Genomic DNA, 16773 nt, shown 5'->3' with positions numbered 1-16773 from the left:
GGGTAAGTGGTAAAAATACAAAAACATTTCTTACCATACTATTTTACCTTTTTTCTAGTTGAGGTAAGTAGTTTTTTAAAACGAACGTTTATGGCATTTACAATTATAAATTCGATTGCTTCATGGATTCTTAAAAAAAGAATTCATCAAATAGATTTATTTCGAACTCATCCAAATCAGGTGCAACAGGAATTATTCTTTAATTTAATTAAGACAAATGAAAAGACATTAATAGGGAAACAGTATGATTATGCCAGTATAAAAAATTATGAAACTTTTTCCCAACGAGTACCACTTTTTAAATACGAGGAATTTGAGCCATATATAGAAAGATGTAGGCAAGGAGAGAATAATATTTTTTGGCCCGAGCCGGTTCGTTATTTTGCAAAGAGTAGTGGGACCACTAATGCTAAAAGTAAATTTATTCCTGTGAGTCAACAAGCTTTGGAGGATTGTCATTACAAGGCAGCTAAAGACTTACTTTGCTTGTATTTGAACAATAACCCAGAATCCCAATTATTCACCGGTAAAGGACTCCGATTAGGAGGAAGTAAGCAATTATACCAAGACAATAATACTTTTTTTGGTGATTTATCGGCCATATTAATTGATAATGCTCCTTTTTGGGCAGAGTTAAGTAGTACTCCAAGTAATAAAACATCTTTAATGAGTGAATGGGAATCTAAAATGGATGCTATTATTAAAGAGGTTCGAAATGAAAATGTAACTAGTATTGCTGGGGTGCCATCTTGGATGTTAGTTTTATTTAATCGAATAATAGCTGAGACAGGAAAAGATAATTTGCTCGAGTTGTGGCCCAATGCAGAGGTATATTTTCATGGAGGTGTAAGTTTTGAACCTTATAAAGAGCAATATCAAAGATTGTTTCCAAGTAATCAAATGAAATACTACGAGATTTACAATGCTTCCGAAGGATTTTTTGCCATTCAAGATCAAAATAATTGCAACGAATTACTGTTGATGCTTGATTATGGAATTTTTTATGAGTTTATTCCTATGGATTCTTATGGGTCAGAGAATCAACGTATAATTGATTTGAGTCAGGTTGAATTGGATAAAAATTACGCTATGGTAATAACCACCAACGCAGGTTTGATTCGCTATGAAATTGGAGATACAGTTCGATTTACTAGTTTACTTCCCTATCGAATTAAAATAACGGGAAGAACCAAGCATTTTATTAATGTATTTGGTGAGGAACTGATGATAGAAAACACCGATCGAGCTTTAGCAAAAACATGTTCCGAGTTTGATGTAAATGTTGTAGAATATACCGTTGGACCTATTTTTATGCAGGGTAAAGAAAAGGGAGCTCATCAGTGGTTAATCGAATTTAGTAAACAACCTTTAGATTTGGATTTATTTAGCCAGGTATTGGATAAGAATCTACAGGAGTTAAATTCGGATTACGAGGCCAAGCGTACCAATAATATGACCTTAAATCCCTTGCGATTGGTTTCGGTTCGTAGAAATTTATTTTATGATTGGTTAAAGCAAAATGACAAACTTGGGGGGCAGCATAAAATTCCAAGGCTATCTAATGAGAGAAAAATTATAGATCAGCTTTTAAAGATGCAAGAACTTCAAGTTGTTTAGTACATTTAAATGAATATAAAAGAAAAACCTCGCTCCAAAAGAGCGAGGTTTTATTTTTTAGCCTTCTAGCTAATCTAGTTTAATCTAGAATTAGTTAGCTGGAGCTTCTTCAGTTGCAGGAGCCTCTTCAGTTGCTGGAGCTTCTTCAGTTACAGCAGCTTCTTCAGTTGCAGGAGCTTCTTCAGTTACAGTTTCAGTTACAACTTCTTCTTCTTGAGCTGGAGCTTCTTTAGCAGTTTCGTTACAAGAAACAAAAGATACTCCCATCATAGCTACTAAAGCAATGCTTAACGCGATTTTTTTCATCTTGATTAATTATAAAAGTTAATTATTAATTCACAACAAATATATGATTTTTTTAAGACTCCTAGTTTTTTTTGAAAAATATTTTTTACAATAAAAACAAAGTGTAAGTTGTTTATTATTAATTAATTAGATGGTTTGCTTTTAGGGTAAACCAATTCCATTTCATCAATCAAGTGTGTTGCGCCTGCGAATTTATCGATAATAAATAAAATATAACGTGTATCTACCATAATGTTACGACAGATAGAAGGATCATAATAAATATCACTCATTGTCCCTTCCCATACTCTATCGAAGTTTAAACCAACTAAATTTCCATAAGCGTCAAGGGCTGGAGAACCTGAATTACCACCTGTTGTATGATTGGTTGAAATAAAGTTCACAGGTAGTTTTCCGTCCGCTTGGGCGTAATTTCCGTAGTCTTTATTTTCATAAAGTTCAATTAATTTTGCTGGAACATCAAATTCATAATCTCCAGGTATATATTTTTCCATAATACCATCTAAATGGGTAAGAGCCTCGTAATATACGGCATCACTTGGTTGATATCCATCTACAACCCCATAAGTAACTCTTAAAGTACTATTGGCGTCAGGGAAAATCCTTGCCTGTGGGTATAAATCTAATTGTGCTTTCATATACACACGTTGTAAAGCAGCTATTTCTGTCTCTAATTGTGTGTAAGTAGGTAAAACATTTTCTTGGTAATTTTTAAAGATGGCCTTTGCAAACACGTAGGCTTTGTCTTGGTTTAAATTAGCAAGTACTTGGTTGGCATCTCCGTTTAAAAGTTCTTGTAAACCTTGGTAAGATGTTAATTTAGTTTGTTTAAATAAATCTTGGGTTAGCGCCTTGGCATCGATTTGCACTAATTGCTCTGGCAAGAATTCTTGTGGTGCATTCTCCGAGTAGAGTTTCATTAGGGCTTCAAAAACCTTTTCATCTACTTTTTGTGAATAATTTTTATAGAATCTTTCTTGTGATTTTATAATATCTTGTTTTTTACTTTCAAAAGCTTTCGGATTATCCATTGCTTTTTCTAAAGCATACACTTTCCATGCTGCGCTTAATAGTTCCGCATTTCTTAATACAATTTCATTGAAATACTCTTTACTTACTGCGTAAGGAGTAATTTGATTGTATAGGGTTTCGAATTGCGCAAGTAAATTTGCGTATTGTTTGGTGTTTTTTGAACTGTTCGCTTTTTCAATAAAATCTTGTTCGAAATCTTTTTTAGATTGTACTGCTCCGGTTTTCTTTAAACCTTGACTCTCTCCAATCCATTTTTTCCAGTGATTTGCTGTACTTGCAAATTTAGAAGCATATTGAATTTTTATAGTTGGATCATTTCGCATGAATTCATCTGTGATTTTTAAAGCAGTATCACGGATTTTAATTTTAGCAGGATTAAGGCTCTCAATGATTTGCTCTACAGCAAAAGAAGGTAAATACTCTTGGGTTCTTCCTGGGTAACCAAACACCATTGTAAAATCATCCTGAGACACTCCATCTAATGAAATAGGGAAGAAGTGTTTTGGAGTATAAGGTATATTATCTAAAGAATACTCGCTAGGTTTGTTGTCTTTATCTGCATAAATTCTAAATAAAGCAAAATCTCCTGTATGTCTTGGCCATACCCAGTTGTCTGTATCGGATCCAAATTTACCAATAGAAGATGGTGGGGTACCCACCAAACGTACATCTTTGAATGTTTCTGTTACAAATAAAATGTATTGGTTACCTTCATAAAATGCTTTTATTCTGTTTTCTTGCCAATCTTCTTTTGGAAAATCTTTGATAGTTTTGGCAATGTTTTTACTAATTTTATCTTGTTTTACTTTCTCCGAATCTTTGTCTTTAACTCCTTTAAGTACTTGATCGGTTACGTCTTGTATTTTAACCATAAAAGTTACCTGCAGATTCTCATTAGGTAATTCTTGTGATCTATCTTGCGCCCAGAAACCATTTTGTAGATAGTCATTCTCTAAAGTAGAGTGAGCTTGAATTTGACCATAACCACAATGGTGATTAGTTAAAAGTAGTCCATCGGGTGAAATTACCTCTGAGGTACATCCTCCATTGAAATGAGGAACGGCATCTTTCATACTTGATGTATTCACATTGTAAATATCTTGGATAGACATTTTCATCCCCAAAGAGTTCATCTCTTTTTCATTCATTCCCTCAAGTAAGGAAGGAATCCACATTCCCCCTTGTTGTCCATAAATAGGTAAGGCAACAACAAGAAATGCAACTTTCAATAAATTTTTAATTCTTTGTTTCATATTAGTGTAAGTTAGAAAGTATATTCTATGGGGCGCAAGATACCATTTTTACACTAAAAAATAGAAATGTATTGCCTGTAGTGCTCCTGTTATATTATATAAACTAAGATTAAATACGAATTTTTAGTATTTAATTAAAGTGTTATTTTTAATAATTTTAGATAAAATATTTTAGGTTACTCTCTTACGAGTGTGTTTTGTTGTTTAAGGAAATTATTGTTGTTAAAAAAATTAAATTTTCGTAACTTGTTATTTGTATTAACCAAAACATATAAAAAAGTGAAACACTATAAATTAAGCAATGGCGTTTTAATACCAGCAATTGGTTTTGGAACTTGGCAAATTCCCGATGGACAAGCCACACTAAAAGCAGTAGAGCAAGCTCTAGATACTGGATATCGCCTTATTGATACCGCTGCGGTTTATGGCAATGAGAAGTCAGTGGGTAAGGCCATAAATGATAGTAAAGTTAAACGTAATGATATTTTTGTTACCACTAAATTATGGAATACCGACAGGGGATATGATCCTGGAATCCGAGCTTTTGAAAAATCTTTAGACCGATTGGGTTTAGATTACATAGATATGTACTTGTTACACTGGCCTGCTAGTGAGAGTAAATATTCGGATTGGGCGCAGAAAAACTTGGATAGTTGGAAGGCTTTAGAACATTTATATACTAAAGGATTGGTGCGCGCCATTGGTGTTTGTAATTTTTTACCAGAGCATCTTGAACCATTATTAAAACAGGCAACCATTGCACCGATGGTTAATCAAATAGAATATCACCCAGGTTTTACTCAAAATGATGTAGTTACTTATTGCCAAAAAAAGGACATCTTAATACAGGCCTGGTCGCCACTAGGACAAGGGAATATTCTGGAGAATAAAACCATAGTAGAAATGGCTAAAAAATATAAGGTATCTCCGGCACAGTTAACTTTGGCTTGGATTCTCTACCATGGGCATTTACCTTTACCTAAATCTGTAACCAAAGAACGTATCGAATCTAATTTTGATGTATTTGATATTGAATTAGATGCTAAAGACGTTGCAATATTGGATAATTTGCCATATTTTGGTGGCTCGGGATTACATCCAGATAAAGTTGATTTTTAAAAAGTTTATCTACCCTAGAGGTGGCTTAATTATTAATTCAAATAAAAAGGTAAACAACCCCTAGGGGTTATTTACCTTTTGTCATTTTTAACTAGGTGCTCAATGATTTTATTTGTAGCATCTTTGTTTTTATATATAAAGTCATAATTAACTTTACCAAGCCTACTACATGCTTGTTTGTTAAAGAGTAATTGATCTAATTCTTGAAACAATTCTTGTTTATTGTTTACCACCAAACAACCTCCTAAAGCAACTAGGTCCTTAGCTTCTTGAAATTTTTGATATTTTGGACCGATAATCACAGGTATGTTATATATAGCGGCCTCTAGGATATTGTGAATTCCTGAGCCGAATCCTCCTCCAACATAAGCTAAGGTTGCATAGCTATATGCTTTTGTTAAAAGGCTATAGGCATCAATAATATATACTTGTGCGTTTTGAATATCTTGGCCTTGTCTTTTTGTATGAAGAATATAGGGTTTTTTAAGTTTTTGGATTAATTCGGTGATTTGATTCTCCTTAATATTATGCGGTGCAAATACGAATTTAATATCCGGGTCTTGTATTTGGTTAATGTAATCAACTAACATTTGTGAGTCTACAGGCCAGGAGCTACCTATAACCAAGGTGGTAGTAGTCTTTTTTTTAGTGAAAGTTTGTAGGAAATCTAAATTATTATCCTTTTCTAAGATATCTATTACGCGGTCAAATCTGGTATCTCCAACTACCTGTACGTTATAGTGGCCAAGCTTTGCCAATAGTGTTTTAGATAAATTGTTTTGTACAAAAAAATACCAAAAAGCATCTAATGACTTTCGATAAAAACCTGCATACCATTTAAAGAATATCTGGTTCTCTCGTAGTATACCTGAAACTAAATAAGTTGGTGTGTTTTTAGCCTTTAAAGCTCTTAGGTAATTGGGCCAATATTCATATTTTACAAAAAATGCCATTTCAATATCTACCAAGCTCATGAATTTTTTGACATTTTTCTTGGTATCCATTGGTAAATAGATTGTTAAATCTGCTATTGTATTGTCTTTTTTAACTTGATAACCCGAGGGAGAAAAAAAAGTAAGTAATAGTTTATATTGGGGATATTGTGTTTTTAATTGCTGCATTAACGGTAAGCCCTGTTCATACTCACCAAGAGAGGCCACATGTAGCCAAATTACTTTGTCTGTAGTACATAGGTGTTTGTTTATTAAAGCAAAGCTTTGTTGTCTACCTTTTATAAATAGGGCTATTTTTTTATTAAAAAGGGCTACGATTTTCAATATACCATAGCTAATGTGAGTCAGAATATTATAAATAAAAAACATCGATAAATCTTTATATGGCGAAATTACATTTCTTTTGTTAAACTGTAAGCTTTTCCCGGTTAGAATTTATTATTTTTGTGTTGTAATATCTTTTGCAATTAATTATTAAAGAAGATTTTTTTGGATTGACTTAAAAATAATATACTTAAAAATATAGTATGAAAAAAATTCAAATGGTTGACCTACAGAGTCAATATGAGGGAATTAAAGATCAAGTGAATCAATCTATTCAAGAAATATTAGATTCATCAGCTTATATTAATGGTCCTGCGGTTCATAGCTTTCAAGCTAATTTGGAAAAGTATCTTGGTGTAAAACATGTAATTCCTTGTGCAAATGGTACCGATGCCTTGCAAATCGCAATGATGGGCTTGGGCTTAGAACCTGGAGATGAGGTAATCACGGCAGATTTTACTTTTGCGGCTACTGTTGAAGTAATAGGCCTGTTGCAATTAACTCCTGTTTTAGTAGATGTATATCCAGATACTTTTAATATTGACCTAGAGGCATTGGAAAAAGCCATTACAGCTAAGACAAAAGCTATTGTACCTGTGCATTTATTTGGTCAAGCAGCCAATATGCAAGGAATTATGGAAATTGCTGAAAAGCATAATTTATTTGTAATTGAGGACAATGCCCAAGGTATTGGTGCCAACTATAAATTTGAAGATGGACATAAAGCAAAAACTGGAACAATCGCTCATGTAAGTGCTACTAGTTTTTTTCCAAGTAAAAATTTAGGGTGTTATGGTGATGGAGGAGCAATCTTTACCAACGATGATGCTTTAGCTCATCGTATTCGCGGAATTGTAAACCATGGTATGTATGAGCGTTACCACCACGATGTAATTGGAGTGAATTCACGATTGGATAGTATTCAAGCTGCTGTTTTAAATGCTAAACTGCCTAATTTAGATAGTTATAACAACAAACGTAGAGAAGCAGCAAAATTATATAGTGAACTTTTAAAAGATAATCCTCATATTATTACGCCTGTTATTCAAGGGGATCAGGATTCACATGTATTTCATCAATACTGTTTACGAATTGTTGATGCCGATAGAGATGCTTTACTAAAGCATTTACAAAGTAAAGATATTCCATGTGCTATTTATTATCCAATTCCTTTGCATCGTCAAAAAGCGTATTTAGATCCACGTTATAAAGAACAAGACTTTCCGGTAACAAATACCTTAGTTCAACAAGTTTTAGCTCTTCCTATGCATTCGGAGTTAGAGACAGATCAAATCGAGTTTATTTGTAAAGAGATTTTAGATTTCTTATCCAAATAAACAGACAAAAATAAAGGACTAATTTAGTTTTAGATATGCCCCAAAAAGTTAAATACTTATTTGGGGCATTATTTTTTTTACTTTGTTTGTTTTTTACTTGTTTTTTCTTGTAAAGTAATTCACTGTAAAGCTTATCAAGGCGCAACTCAATAGGGTTAGGGCTACAATATGCATGGATCCATCATTTAAGCTATTAAGAGTTACCGAGGTAACAAAAGTAAAAGCTAATTGTAGGGCTCCAAAAAGGGCAGAGGCCGTTCCGGATTGTTCTTTAAACGGAGAAAGGGCTAAAGTCGTTGAAGTGGGGAAAATCATTCCTAGTGGCATAATAAACAAAGGTAATGGCACTAGTTGTAAATAGATAGAAACCTGTAAATATATAAACAGCCATAATAAAAATGCAGCAACTATTTGAATACTTGTGGCTAGGGCTAAGATGCTGGTAGGAGCCAGGCGTTTTCTTAACGTTGAGGAGGTAAGAAAAGAGCCACACATTAATGCCATAGAGTTTATCATAAACACAATTGTAAAGCTGGTGGAAGATAACTTTCCGTGTTCCATGACAAGAATTGGTGCATTGCTAATATACAGCATTAAACAGCTATAGGCTATACTTCCTATAACCGTATAGGTTATAAATGTTTTGCTTTTAAAAAGGCTGTAGTAGTTGCGTAATATTTGACTTAAATCAAGCTTTAAATTATGATTTTTTTTGTGATTTTTTAAATTAATTGATGTCATAGCAACGGCAATTAATGCAAAGAAAGCCATAGCTAAAAAAACAACTGGCCATTGGTAATAATGCAAAATAATATTTCCCACTATTGGGGCTAAAATCGGAGCAATTCCTCCCACTACGGCAAGAATACTAAAAATCTTTAAGCTTTGATCTTTATCAAATCGTTGATTAACGATTGCTCTTGCAATAACTACACCTCCACTACTACCAAAGGCTTGAAGGAATCTATAGGCCCACATTAGTTCTATATTTTGAACCTTTATACAAGCAAGCGAGGCTAAAATAAAGATGAATAAGGATATTAACAAAGGCCTTTTACTACCATATTTATCAGAAACAGGTCCCCAAAATAATTGACCAATAGCTAATCCTGCCAAGAAAAAGGATAGTGAAATTTGTACATTGTTCAACGAGGTATGTAAGTCTTTTGCTATATCTGGAAATCCAGGTAGGTACATATCAATAGCAATTGGACCCAAGGCTGTTAGGCTAACTAAAGTAAATACTAAAATCCACTCAGCGCGAGATAATTTTTCCACAATCTAAATAAGGTTAAATATAAAATCCTTGATAGAACCTATCAAGGATTTTTATGAGAATTAAAAAACACTACACCGGTATTTTTGTTATGCCGAGTGGGTTTGTGCTTCTTTATTGATTTTTTTCACTAATCCAACTAGTACCTTTCCAGGGCCTACTTCCGTGAAGCTTGTAGCTCCATCTTCTATCATTTGCTCTACAGACTGTGTCCATTTAACAGGTGCAGTTAATTGCGAAATAAGATTGGCTTTTATTTGTTGTGGATCGGTAATTGCACTAGCTGTTACGTTTTGGTAAACCGGACAAGTTGGATTATGGAACGTAGTGGCTTGGATTGCTGCTGCCAATTCTTCTTTGGCCGGCTCCATCATTGGAGAGTGAAATCCACCACCTACTGGTAAAAGTAAAGCTCTTTTTGCACCAGCTTGTTTTAAGGCTTCACATGCTTTTTCTACTGCTTGTGTTTCACCAGAGATCACTAATTGCCCTGGGCAGTTGTAATTTGCAGCTACAACCACACCATCTATTTGTTGACAAACTTGTTCTACGATTTGGTTATCTAATCCAAGAACTGCTGCCATTGTAGAGGGTGCTATTTCACATGCTTTTTGCATGGCTAATGCTCTTTTAGAAACTAGTTTTAAGGCATCGGAAAAACTTAAAGTACCATTGGCTACTAAAGCTGAGAACTCTCCTAGGGAGTGACCAGCTACCATTTCAGGATTAAAGTCTTGTAAGGTTTTAGCTAAAATCACCGAATGAAGAAAAACTGCAGGTTGAGTAACTTTGGTTTGCATTAACTCCTCGGGAGTACCTTCAAACATAATTTTTTGAATGTCGAAACCTAAAATTTCATTAGCCTGATCAAATAGTTCTTTGGCTATAGGTGAATTTTCATATAAGTCTTTACCCATTCCGGTAAACTGAGCGCCTTGGCCTGGAAAAATATAAGCTTTCATATGTTTATTTTTAATTTTGATGCACAAAAATAAGATATTTTATTAAGTTAAGCTAACCAAAAAAAAAGCCACCTTATTAAAAAGGTGGCTAAATTTTAAAACAATAACAATTAGAATTATTGATAAATATCTAATCTTAAATCTTTAATTGTTGCATTGTCTTTTAATACTTTCATAATGCGCATTGCTGCATTGTTTTGATCTGTATTTTCAATTCTTGTCTTATAAGCATTATAGTTGTTCAACTCAGCAGCTTTATCAACTGATGTGGTTTTAATCATATAAACACCGTTTTGACCATCAATAAGTCCTGAATTAGTATCTAAAGCCGTAGCAAAAGCAACTCCCACTACTTTAGGCTCATATCCAATAGAAGGAATCAAAGGAGCTTTTAATGAAAGGTTGTTTGCAGTTTGAATCGATACATTTGCATTGCTTGCAACTTGTTCGATAGTAGCTCCTTGCATATTTTTCTTAATGATTTCTGCTTTTTTCTGATTCATTAAAATAGGTTCAACTATTTTTTTAGCCTCAATCATTGGTATTAAGCCAGAGTTGTCTACCGTTTTTACTTTAGCAATTACGTGACCTTGAGCTATATCAAAACGTTTAATATCATTGGCTTTTGTATCTTTATTAAAGGCCCAAGATACAATACTAGGTTGATCTCCAATAACAGGTAATTGACCTTGGAAAGGATAAACAACTACATTGTTTTGTGTTCCAAATTTTAATTCGGTAGCTTTTTCAATAAAATCTTGATTTTCAGCTGCTTCTTGTTCTAAGTTAGTAGCTTGACTATAAAGTAGATCTGCGGTTGCATCTGATATTTCAATTTCTCTAACTAAGTTAGCTACTTGAACTGTGTTTAATTTATCTGTAACCTTAACCACGTGGAATCCAAAAGTAGTTTCGATAAGTCCTGCTTTTCCGATAGGGTTAGAGAAGATGTAGGCATCAAATTCCGGTACCATCATTCCTTTTCCTATACCTTGATATACTCCACCGTTTTGTTTTGAACCTGGGTCATCGGATTCTAACATTGCAAGTCCCGTGAATGAACCTGGGTTGCTCTGAACTTGTTCTAATATTTTTTCAGCCTTAGCCTTAGCTTGCTCTTTGGTTAATGAAGATGATGATTGAGCAGCTCCTTGGTAAGAAATTAAAATATGTGCTGCATCAACTTGGTTTCCAATTTGTTTATCAACCATTTTGGAAATAAAGTAGTTATTACCCACCTCATAAGGACCAAAAATTTCACCTACATTTAAATCAAAAATTTGATCTTGAAAACCTTGAGGTAATTGATTTTTAGAGTAGTAAAGCGTGTCAAACTTAACATCTGAATTCGTGTTTACAAAAAGAGCTACATCTTTTGTTGTTTTAAATCCAGGAATTGTATCGTTTGTTTTTGTTTGTTCATTGTATTGTACACTAGGCTCTAATAAAGCTAATAAAGATTCTTTAATATCTTGTTTATCTTGATCAGAAGGCAAGCTTTGTAGATAAGCATACTCAATTACACGTGTAGGTTCTGATTTGAATCGGTTTTCGTGTTTTTTCATATAAGCAGTAATCTCGCTATCACTTACAGGTGCTTCTTGGTCGTTTATAGAAGAATATGGAACGCTTGCAAAGCTAAAGCTAACTTTGTCGTTTTCCAGAGCATAAGCTGCTTTTGCATCTTGTGTTGTAGCATAAATACCTCCCTGAACTAAAGAGAAATACATTTGTTGTAGACCAACTCTTTCTATGTTTGCCTCAAAGTTAAGCCAAGCATTCCACTGCTCAGGCCCTTGTTGCTTCATCATTAAGATAAAAGCATTGAACTTATCCATGCTAAAGTTACCGTACTCATCTTGAAAAGTAGGGTCACCAGCAATTGCAGGGTCATTTTTAATAACATTAATTAACTGGTCTGGTCCAATTCTTAAACCTAATTTTTCTATTTCAGTAGCAAGTAGAATCTCGTTTACATCATTATTCCACACAGCTTCCACGGCTTGTGAATTAGTCCATTGGTTGTTGTTTTTAGCCTGTTCAACTTTATAATTGAACTCCATTGTATTAATGTCTTGACCATTAACCTTTCCAATGTTGCGTGATGCTCCATTACCTGTACTACTTAGTACTCCTTCAATGACAAATGCTAATAAAGCAATTCCGATTACTGCAATTAACAGTGCGGACTTTTGTCTAATTTTTGATAAAACTGCCATGCTTTTTTGTTATGTGTAATTTTTTTCAGTGAGCGAAAATACAATTATCTTATTAATAATAAAAGGGGTCTAGATATTATTTTAGCTTTATTGCAAACTTTTTACTTTATTTTGTTGAAAATTTCGTAACATGTATACTCTAGAGTTTTTTTTTAGCAAATATCTGTGATCTAGACCAAGAACTTATAAAAAGTTGTTTATTAAAAAAAATACCACTTTTTAAAGTGGTATTTAGTATTTTATTTTTTTGGTTGATTGCGTTTTTCCATTTTTTTAGCAAATTTCATTCTAAAGAAGAACATAAAAATTGCTACACCAGCTACAAGAAAACTAATCCAAAAGTTATCTTCTTTTGCCTGTATTTTAGTTATTGCATCGTATATAAATAAAAGGGCAATAAATAGATAGAAATAAGGTATAATGCGTAATGCTTTCATGTTATTTTTCTTTTTTAATACTTTCGGCGTAACTGTTTTTGGCTTTGATAATCTCTAATTTACTATCAAAGTCAATCCCGACACCTTGGGTGAAGTTTTCATTATCTGAGGAAGCCTTGTATTTACCAAGGGTATAGAACCAATCATTTTTTTGATCGTAATACAATTGATCTGCTTCTAATTTTTTTCCATCAAAAGTTGTAATTACCACATCTCCTTGAAGATCAATTAATTCGGTAATTGTGTATTGTTTAGCGTAATTGGCACGAACTGTATTTTTATTATTGTCCTTGTCAAAAAAAGTCACATGAACTCCTTGTGGAAACTCCGTGAATGAATTAGATACATTGGAGTAGTCTAACATTTTATCTCCCACTAATATGGCCTTAATTCTACCTGAATCTACATATTGTAAATAGATGTTTTGGGCTTCTCCTACGGGGAAAAAGCTTGTTTGGTGGAAAGCTTGTATTTGTTTTAAATCATTATTACATGAGCTTAAAACTATAGATGCCACCAAAAACAGTGCGTAGGGTAGTAGGTTACCAAGGTGTTTGTTCATTTATCTTATTGTAACTATTCGTATTTTCTACGTTTAAACCAAATGTCATTTAAAGAGAATCCAATAGACATATTAAAATAGTTTTCTTTTAATAAATCATGATTAGTGGTTCCTCTTTGACCATATTCAAAGCCAACGTTAATATTTGTTAGCCCTCTTACTGGTAATCCAAAACCGATACTAAGCCCATAGTCTTTAATAGCTTGTTGTTTTAATACAAGACCTGTGTTTTCGTATCTAATTCCAGCTCTATATACAATGCGATCAAAGTAGCTTGTAAAGGAATTGTATTTAGGAATATAAAATCCACCAATGGCGTATTTTCTAGTATCTTCAAAATCCGAAATATTTGTAGTATTCCATATATTACCTAGTTTGCTGTTTTGCGTATAGGTAAACTGCCCAGAGACAAACCATTTTGAAATTTTACCAATACCAGCACCAAAAGTCAGATTTTGTGGGTTGACAAATTTCATTTTTTCGTCTAATGCTGTAATTTCTTTAATAGGTAAATTTGGACTATAAATGTCGTAAATACCAACGGTAGTTTTGTTTTTTACGTCCCAATTTGTTTCAGGGGCATAAGTTACATTAGCTTGAATATCATATTGTTTAAACTTTCCCTGATATTGTGCAGAAAGGTTATAGCTAAAACCGGTATAATCTAAGTTTCTATGTTCTAGTGTTTGGGTTATTGCTGGAGTTCCATCTCCTAGGTCTTTAATCCAGGTATACATTTTATTATCCGTGTCTCCAAAGTGGTAACCTGCATCAAAACCGAAGCTAAAGTTATCTGTGATTTGGTAACCAGCTCCAATAAAGGCTCGGTTAACTCCGCCATCTCCTGTAAAGGATTGGGTTGTAATTCTACCAGTGGTATTTGATGTTTCATCCCCCATTACTTTATATCCAACGTTGGAGTAAGGTAATAGTCCAAAAACTACCCCTACATTTTTAGCAACCGGGAAGCCAAGTGCAAAATAATCGAAAGATTGTCTTTTTGCCTCGTCTTTATTTTGATCGGATTTAAATCGGTAGTAATGTGCTGTGGCTCCTAGGCTTAAAGTAGTATACTTTAGCTTAGCAAAGGATGCAGGATTTTTTAAATTAATATGAATACTGTCTGCATAAACACTGGTGCCTCCCATTGCTTTGTATTCATTGGTACCGTTGTAATTTACATTACCTAAACCGTAGTATGAATACGGAGTAGCTGTTCCTTGTTGGGCCATTGCGACCGATGCAAATACTAAGCTAAGACTTACTAGAATTTTTTTTATCATTTTCAATTGTATATTGATATAAAGCGTTCAGACTTTCTAAGAGAAAATTTGAATTAGCAAATATTACATTTTTTAATCTTTTTGCCAAAAAAAGTGTATCTCCACCTGTTAAAATAATTGTTAAATCGGGTGAACTTTTTTTGTATTGTTCTATCATTGCGTCTATTTCGTTGCAGATTCCGTGAATAACGCCGCTATGAATCGATTCATTTGTTGTCTTGCCTATTAAATAATCGATTTGTTGGGGCTCTAATTCTGGCAATTTAGCCGTATAATGATTTAGGGCCTTGTACCTCATTTGTAGACCAGGAGAAATTGCTCCTCCTAAATAGTTATTATTGGAATCTAAAAACTCGTAAGTTACGCAAGTTCCTGCATCGATTATCAAACAATTTTGATTTTTATAAAAAATAGCTGCTCCAGCGGCCAATACCATACGATCAATTCCCAATGTTTTTGGGGTTGCGTAAAGGTTTGTAAAAGGCATTGGGGTTTGATGGTCTATTTTAAAGACATGGACCCTTTGTTTTAACCAGTGATAGATTTGATTGTGATTGTCTGCCACACTGGCAAGTACAACAGGGGTTTGTGGTGGGATGTCTGGAAAAAAATGTAAAAAATTTTCTTGAAATTTTTCCGTTGCCACTCGGTGTATTGTTACGATGCTATTGTTTTCAAATTGAGCTAGTTTGGTTGTGGTGTTACCAATATCTACTACTAAAATCATATGGGTTGTCTTAGGTTTTTCAAATATAGCAAATGATTTTTTGAACGAAAAGTTTTGGTAGTATAAAAATCTATTCTATATTTGCAACCGCTTAAGAGAACAAGTTTCTCTGTTGTAAAAGGCAAATGGTGCCTTAGCTCAGTTGGTAGAGCAAAGGACTGAAAATCCTTGTGTCCCTGGTTCGATTCCTGGAGGCACCACAAAAAACTTTTTACAACTATATAAGAGATTGGGTGCCTTAGCTCAGTTGGTAGAGCAAAGGACTGAAAATCCTTGTGTCCCTGGTTCGATTCCTGGAGGCACCACAAATTTCAAATATAAAGCACAACAGGTGCCTTAGCTCAGTTGGTAGAGCAAAGGACTGAAAATCCTTGTGTCCCTGGTTCGATTCCTGGAGGCACCACTTGTTGAAGACCTCGAAGAAATTCGAGGTTTTATTATTCTAAATCAAAGAATAATAAACACGATCTTTTTTACAAATCAAAAGTATTTAGGTGCCTTAGCTCAGTTGGTAGAGCAAAGGACTGAAAATCCTTGTGTCCCTGGTTCGATTCCTGGAGGCACCACTAAAAACTTTTGCTTAATTTGTATAAAAAGGTGCCTTAGCTCAGTTGGTAGAGCAAAGGACTGAAAATCCTTGTGTCCCTGGTTCGATTCCTGGAGGCACCACAAAAAAACTCTCACTTTTTAAAAGTGAGAGTTTTTTTATTTATAACAAGTTATTTCACGCCTTGGGGTGATGGAAAAAAATAAATGCTCCAAAATCGAAATTTTAGAGCATTTTATGGGCGATTTCTATTTTAGTTTTTAGTCAATGCCTGGTAAGAGAGTGTTAGTTTTTTAACTTCAAAACCTAGTTCTGTTACCTTGGTTTGTAATTTTAACAACTTTGCTTTTGTTTTAAGCTCTTCAATTGGAGTTGTTTTTCCTGTGGCTTGGCGAGCTTGGAACTTGTTGGTTTGTTTACTTAGATTATCCTCAGCTTTGTGTAATTTGGCTGTAGCCTTATCTAACTTTTTTTGGCTGTTGATTATCGATTGTTGTTTTTTAAGTTCTCTTTTATGTTCTTTTTCTTGTTGTTTTTGAGCTTTTAATTCTGCTTTTAATTTTTTATCTGCAATTTTTTGCTCTTGTTTTAAGCGTTTAGCCTCGTCTAATTGATTTTGCAATGAAAGCTCTTCAATTTCTAATTTAGTTTGCAAGGTGGCTTTTTCTTGCTCTAAAGATTCAATGCTATTGCTTAATTGTGAATCTACTTTTTGTTGTGCTTTAGCCGTTAATGTCATCACACACAACATGGAGGCTGCTAAAAAGATTCTTTTTTTCATGTTAAATTTTATTGTAATTATTGTTGTATATTCTGATT

14 protein-coding genes and 5 tRNA genes are annotated in these 16773 nt (G+C 33.8%); 8 read left to right on the top strand and 11 right to left on the bottom strand.

Annotated features, from left to right (window positions below; genetic code table 11):
- Positions 1–90 precede the first annotated feature (90 nt).
- Positions 91–1617, top strand: a complete 1527-nt coding sequence (locus ACYSNV_RS00335) for a GH3 auxin-responsive promoter family protein (RefSeq protein ID WP_461760579.1) — start codon at positions 91–93, stop codon at positions 1615–1617.
- A gap of 90 nt (positions 1618–1707) precedes the next feature.
- Here ACYSNV_RS00335 and ACYSNV_RS00330 read toward each other — a convergent pair whose 3' ends face one another.
- On the bottom strand, positions 1708–1923 hold the full coding sequence (locus ACYSNV_RS00330) for a hypothetical protein (protein WP_461760578.1): 216 nt from the start codon (positions 1921–1923) through the stop codon (positions 1708–1710).
- Positions 1924–2045: 122 nt separating this feature from the next.
- Positions 2046–4208, bottom strand: a complete 2163-nt coding sequence (locus ACYSNV_RS00325; RefSeq protein WP_461760577.1) for a S46 family peptidase — start codon at positions 4206–4208, stop codon at positions 2046–2048.
- A gap of 279 nt (positions 4209–4487) precedes the next feature.
- On the opposite strand from ACYSNV_RS00325, the gene ACYSNV_RS00320 reads away from it, so the two are divergent.
- Complete coding sequence (locus tag ACYSNV_RS00320) at positions 4488–5327, top strand: aldo/keto reductase (protein ID WP_461760576.1); 840 nt, start codon at positions 4488–4490, stop codon at positions 5325–5327.
- A 71-nt stretch (positions 5328–5398) separates the two neighbouring features.
- Here the strand turns inward: ACYSNV_RS00320 and ACYSNV_RS00315 are convergent, their stop codons facing one another.
- Complete coding sequence (locus tag ACYSNV_RS00315; RefSeq protein ID WP_461760575.1) at positions 5399–6649, bottom strand: 3-deoxy-D-manno-octulosonic acid transferase; 1251 nt, start codon at positions 6647–6649, stop codon at positions 5399–5401.
- Positions 6650–6807: 158 nt separating this feature from the next.
- Between ACYSNV_RS00315 and ACYSNV_RS00310 the strand changes: the two genes are divergently transcribed.
- Positions 6808–7941 carry a DegT/DnrJ/EryC1/StrS family aminotransferase gene (locus ACYSNV_RS00310; RefSeq protein ID WP_461760574.1) on the top strand — a complete coding sequence of 378 codons (1134 nt, stop codon included), beginning with the start codon at positions 6808–6810 and terminating at the stop codon, positions 7939–7941.
- 93 nt (positions 7942–8034) lie between these two features.
- On the opposite strand, the gene ACYSNV_RS00305 is transcribed toward ACYSNV_RS00310, so the two are convergent.
- From ACYSNV_RS00305 to ACYSNV_RS00275, 7 genes are all read right to left on the bottom strand, one after another.
- Positions 8035–9219 (bottom strand): multidrug effflux MFS transporter, encoded by a 1185-nt coding sequence (locus tag ACYSNV_RS00305; protein WP_461760573.1) that lies wholly within the window; start codon positions 9217–9219, stop codon positions 8035–8037.
- Between the two features lie 87 nt (positions 9220–9306).
- A complete protein-coding gene (fabD, locus tag ACYSNV_RS00300; protein ID WP_461760572.1) occupies positions 9307–10179 on the bottom strand; it encodes an ACP S-malonyltransferase in 873 nt (290 codons plus the stop codon).
- Between the two features lie 116 nt (positions 10180–10295).
- Positions 10296–12398: a peptidylprolyl isomerase gene (locus tag ACYSNV_RS00295; RefSeq protein ID WP_461760571.1), complete on the bottom strand. Its 2103-nt coding sequence runs from the start codon at positions 12396–12398 to the stop codon at positions 10296–10298.
- 239 nt (positions 12399–12637) lie between these two features.
- On the bottom strand, positions 12638–12835 hold the full coding sequence (locus ACYSNV_RS00290; protein WP_461760570.1) for a hypothetical protein: 198 nt from the start codon (positions 12833–12835) through the stop codon (positions 12638–12640).
- 1 nt (position 12836) lies between these two features.
- A complete protein-coding gene (gene lptC / locus ACYSNV_RS00285) occupies positions 12837–13397 on the bottom strand; it encodes an LPS export ABC transporter periplasmic protein LptC (protein ID WP_461760569.1) in 561 nt (186 codons plus the stop codon).
- Positions 13398–13411: 14 nt separating this feature from the next.
- Positions 13412–14680, bottom strand: coding sequence for an outer membrane protein transport protein (locus tag ACYSNV_RS00280; protein ID WP_461760568.1), 1269 nt, complete (start codon positions 14678–14680; stop codon positions 13412–13414).
- Positions 14652–15407 (bottom strand): type III pantothenate kinase, encoded by a 756-nt coding sequence (locus tag ACYSNV_RS00275; protein WP_461760567.1) that lies wholly within the window; start codon positions 15405–15407, stop codon positions 14652–14654. Before ACYSNV_RS00275 ends, ACYSNV_RS00280 begins: the two co-directional genes overlap by 29 nt.
- A 127-nt stretch (positions 15408–15534) precedes the next feature.
- Here ACYSNV_RS00275 and ACYSNV_RS00270 point away from each other — a divergent pair.
- From ACYSNV_RS00270 to ACYSNV_RS00250, 5 genes are all read left to right on the top strand, one after another.
- A tRNA-Phe gene (locus ACYSNV_RS00270) sits at positions 15535–15607 on the top strand.
- Between the two features lie 32 nt (positions 15608–15639).
- Positions 15640–15712 (top strand) — tRNA-Phe (locus tag ACYSNV_RS00265).
- A gap of 25 nt (positions 15713–15737) precedes the next feature.
- Positions 15738–15810, top strand: a tRNA-Phe gene (locus ACYSNV_RS00260).
- Positions 15811–15900: 90 nt separating this feature from the next.
- Positions 15901–15973, top strand: a tRNA-Phe gene (locus tag ACYSNV_RS00255).
- 30 nt (positions 15974–16003) lie between these two features.
- Positions 16004–16076 (top strand) — tRNA-Phe (locus ACYSNV_RS00250).
- 131 nt (positions 16077–16207) lie between these two features.
- On the opposite strand, the gene ACYSNV_RS00245 is transcribed toward ACYSNV_RS00250, so the two are convergent.
- The gene (locus tag ACYSNV_RS00245; RefSeq protein ID WP_461760566.1) at positions 16208–16735 is read right to left on the bottom strand and encodes a hypothetical protein; all 528 of its coding nucleotides are present in this window, start codon (positions 16733–16735) and stop codon (positions 16208–16210) included.
- Positions 16736–16773: the final 38 nt, after the last annotated feature.

The organism is Myroides sp. LJL119 (assembly GCF_054871605.1).
Note: the sequence above shows the minus strand (reverse complement) of the source record. Positions and strands in the feature narration are given on the sequence as shown.

What these genes read in the sequence shown, in the direction of transcription:
- ACYSNV_RS00335 (WP_461760579.1), top strand. Translation starts at nt 91, where the DNA reads ATGGCATTTACAATTATAAATTCGATTGCTTCATGGATTCTTAAAAAA.
- ACYSNV_RS00330 (WP_461760578.1), bottom strand. Translation starts at nt 1,923, where the DNA reads ATGAAAAAAATCGCGTTAAGCATTGCTTTAGTAGCTATGATGGGAGTA.
- ACYSNV_RS00325 (WP_461760577.1), bottom strand. Translation starts at nt 4,208, where the DNA reads ATGAAACAAAGAATTAAAAATTTATTGAAAGTTGCATTTCTTGTTGTT.
- ACYSNV_RS00315 (WP_461760575.1), bottom strand. Translation starts at nt 6,649, where the DNA reads ATGTTTTTTATTTATAATATTCTGACTCACATTAGCTATGGTATATTG.
- ACYSNV_RS00310 (WP_461760574.1), top strand. Translation starts at nt 6,808, where the DNA reads ATGAAAAAAATTCAAATGGTTGACCTACAGAGTCAATATGAGGGAATT.
- fabD (WP_461760572.1), bottom strand. Translation starts at nt 10,179, where the DNA reads ATGAAAGCTTATATTTTTCCAGGCCAAGGCGCTCAGTTTACCGGAATG.
- ACYSNV_RS00295 (WP_461760571.1), bottom strand. Translation starts at nt 12,398, where the DNA reads ATGGCAGTTTTATCAAAAATTAGACAAAAGTCCGCACTGTTAATTGCA.
- ACYSNV_RS00290 (WP_461760570.1), bottom strand. Translation starts at nt 12,835, where the DNA reads ATGAAAGCATTACGCATTATACCTTATTTCTATCTATTTATTGCCCTT.
- lptC (WP_461760569.1), bottom strand. Translation starts at nt 13,397, where the DNA reads ATGAACAAACACCTTGGTAACCTACTACCCTACGCACTGTTTTTGGTG.
- ACYSNV_RS00280 (WP_461760568.1), bottom strand. Translation starts at nt 14,680, where the DNA reads ATGATAAAAAAAATTCTAGTAAGTCTTAGCTTAGTATTTGCATCGGTC.
- ACYSNV_RS00275 (WP_461760567.1), bottom strand. Translation starts at nt 15,407, where the DNA reads ATGATTTTAGTAGTAGATATTGGTAACACCACAACCAAACTAGCTCAA.
- ACYSNV_RS00245 (WP_461760566.1), bottom strand. Translation starts at nt 16,735, where the DNA reads ATGAAAAAAAGAATCTTTTTAGCAGCCTCCATGTTGTGTGTGATGACA.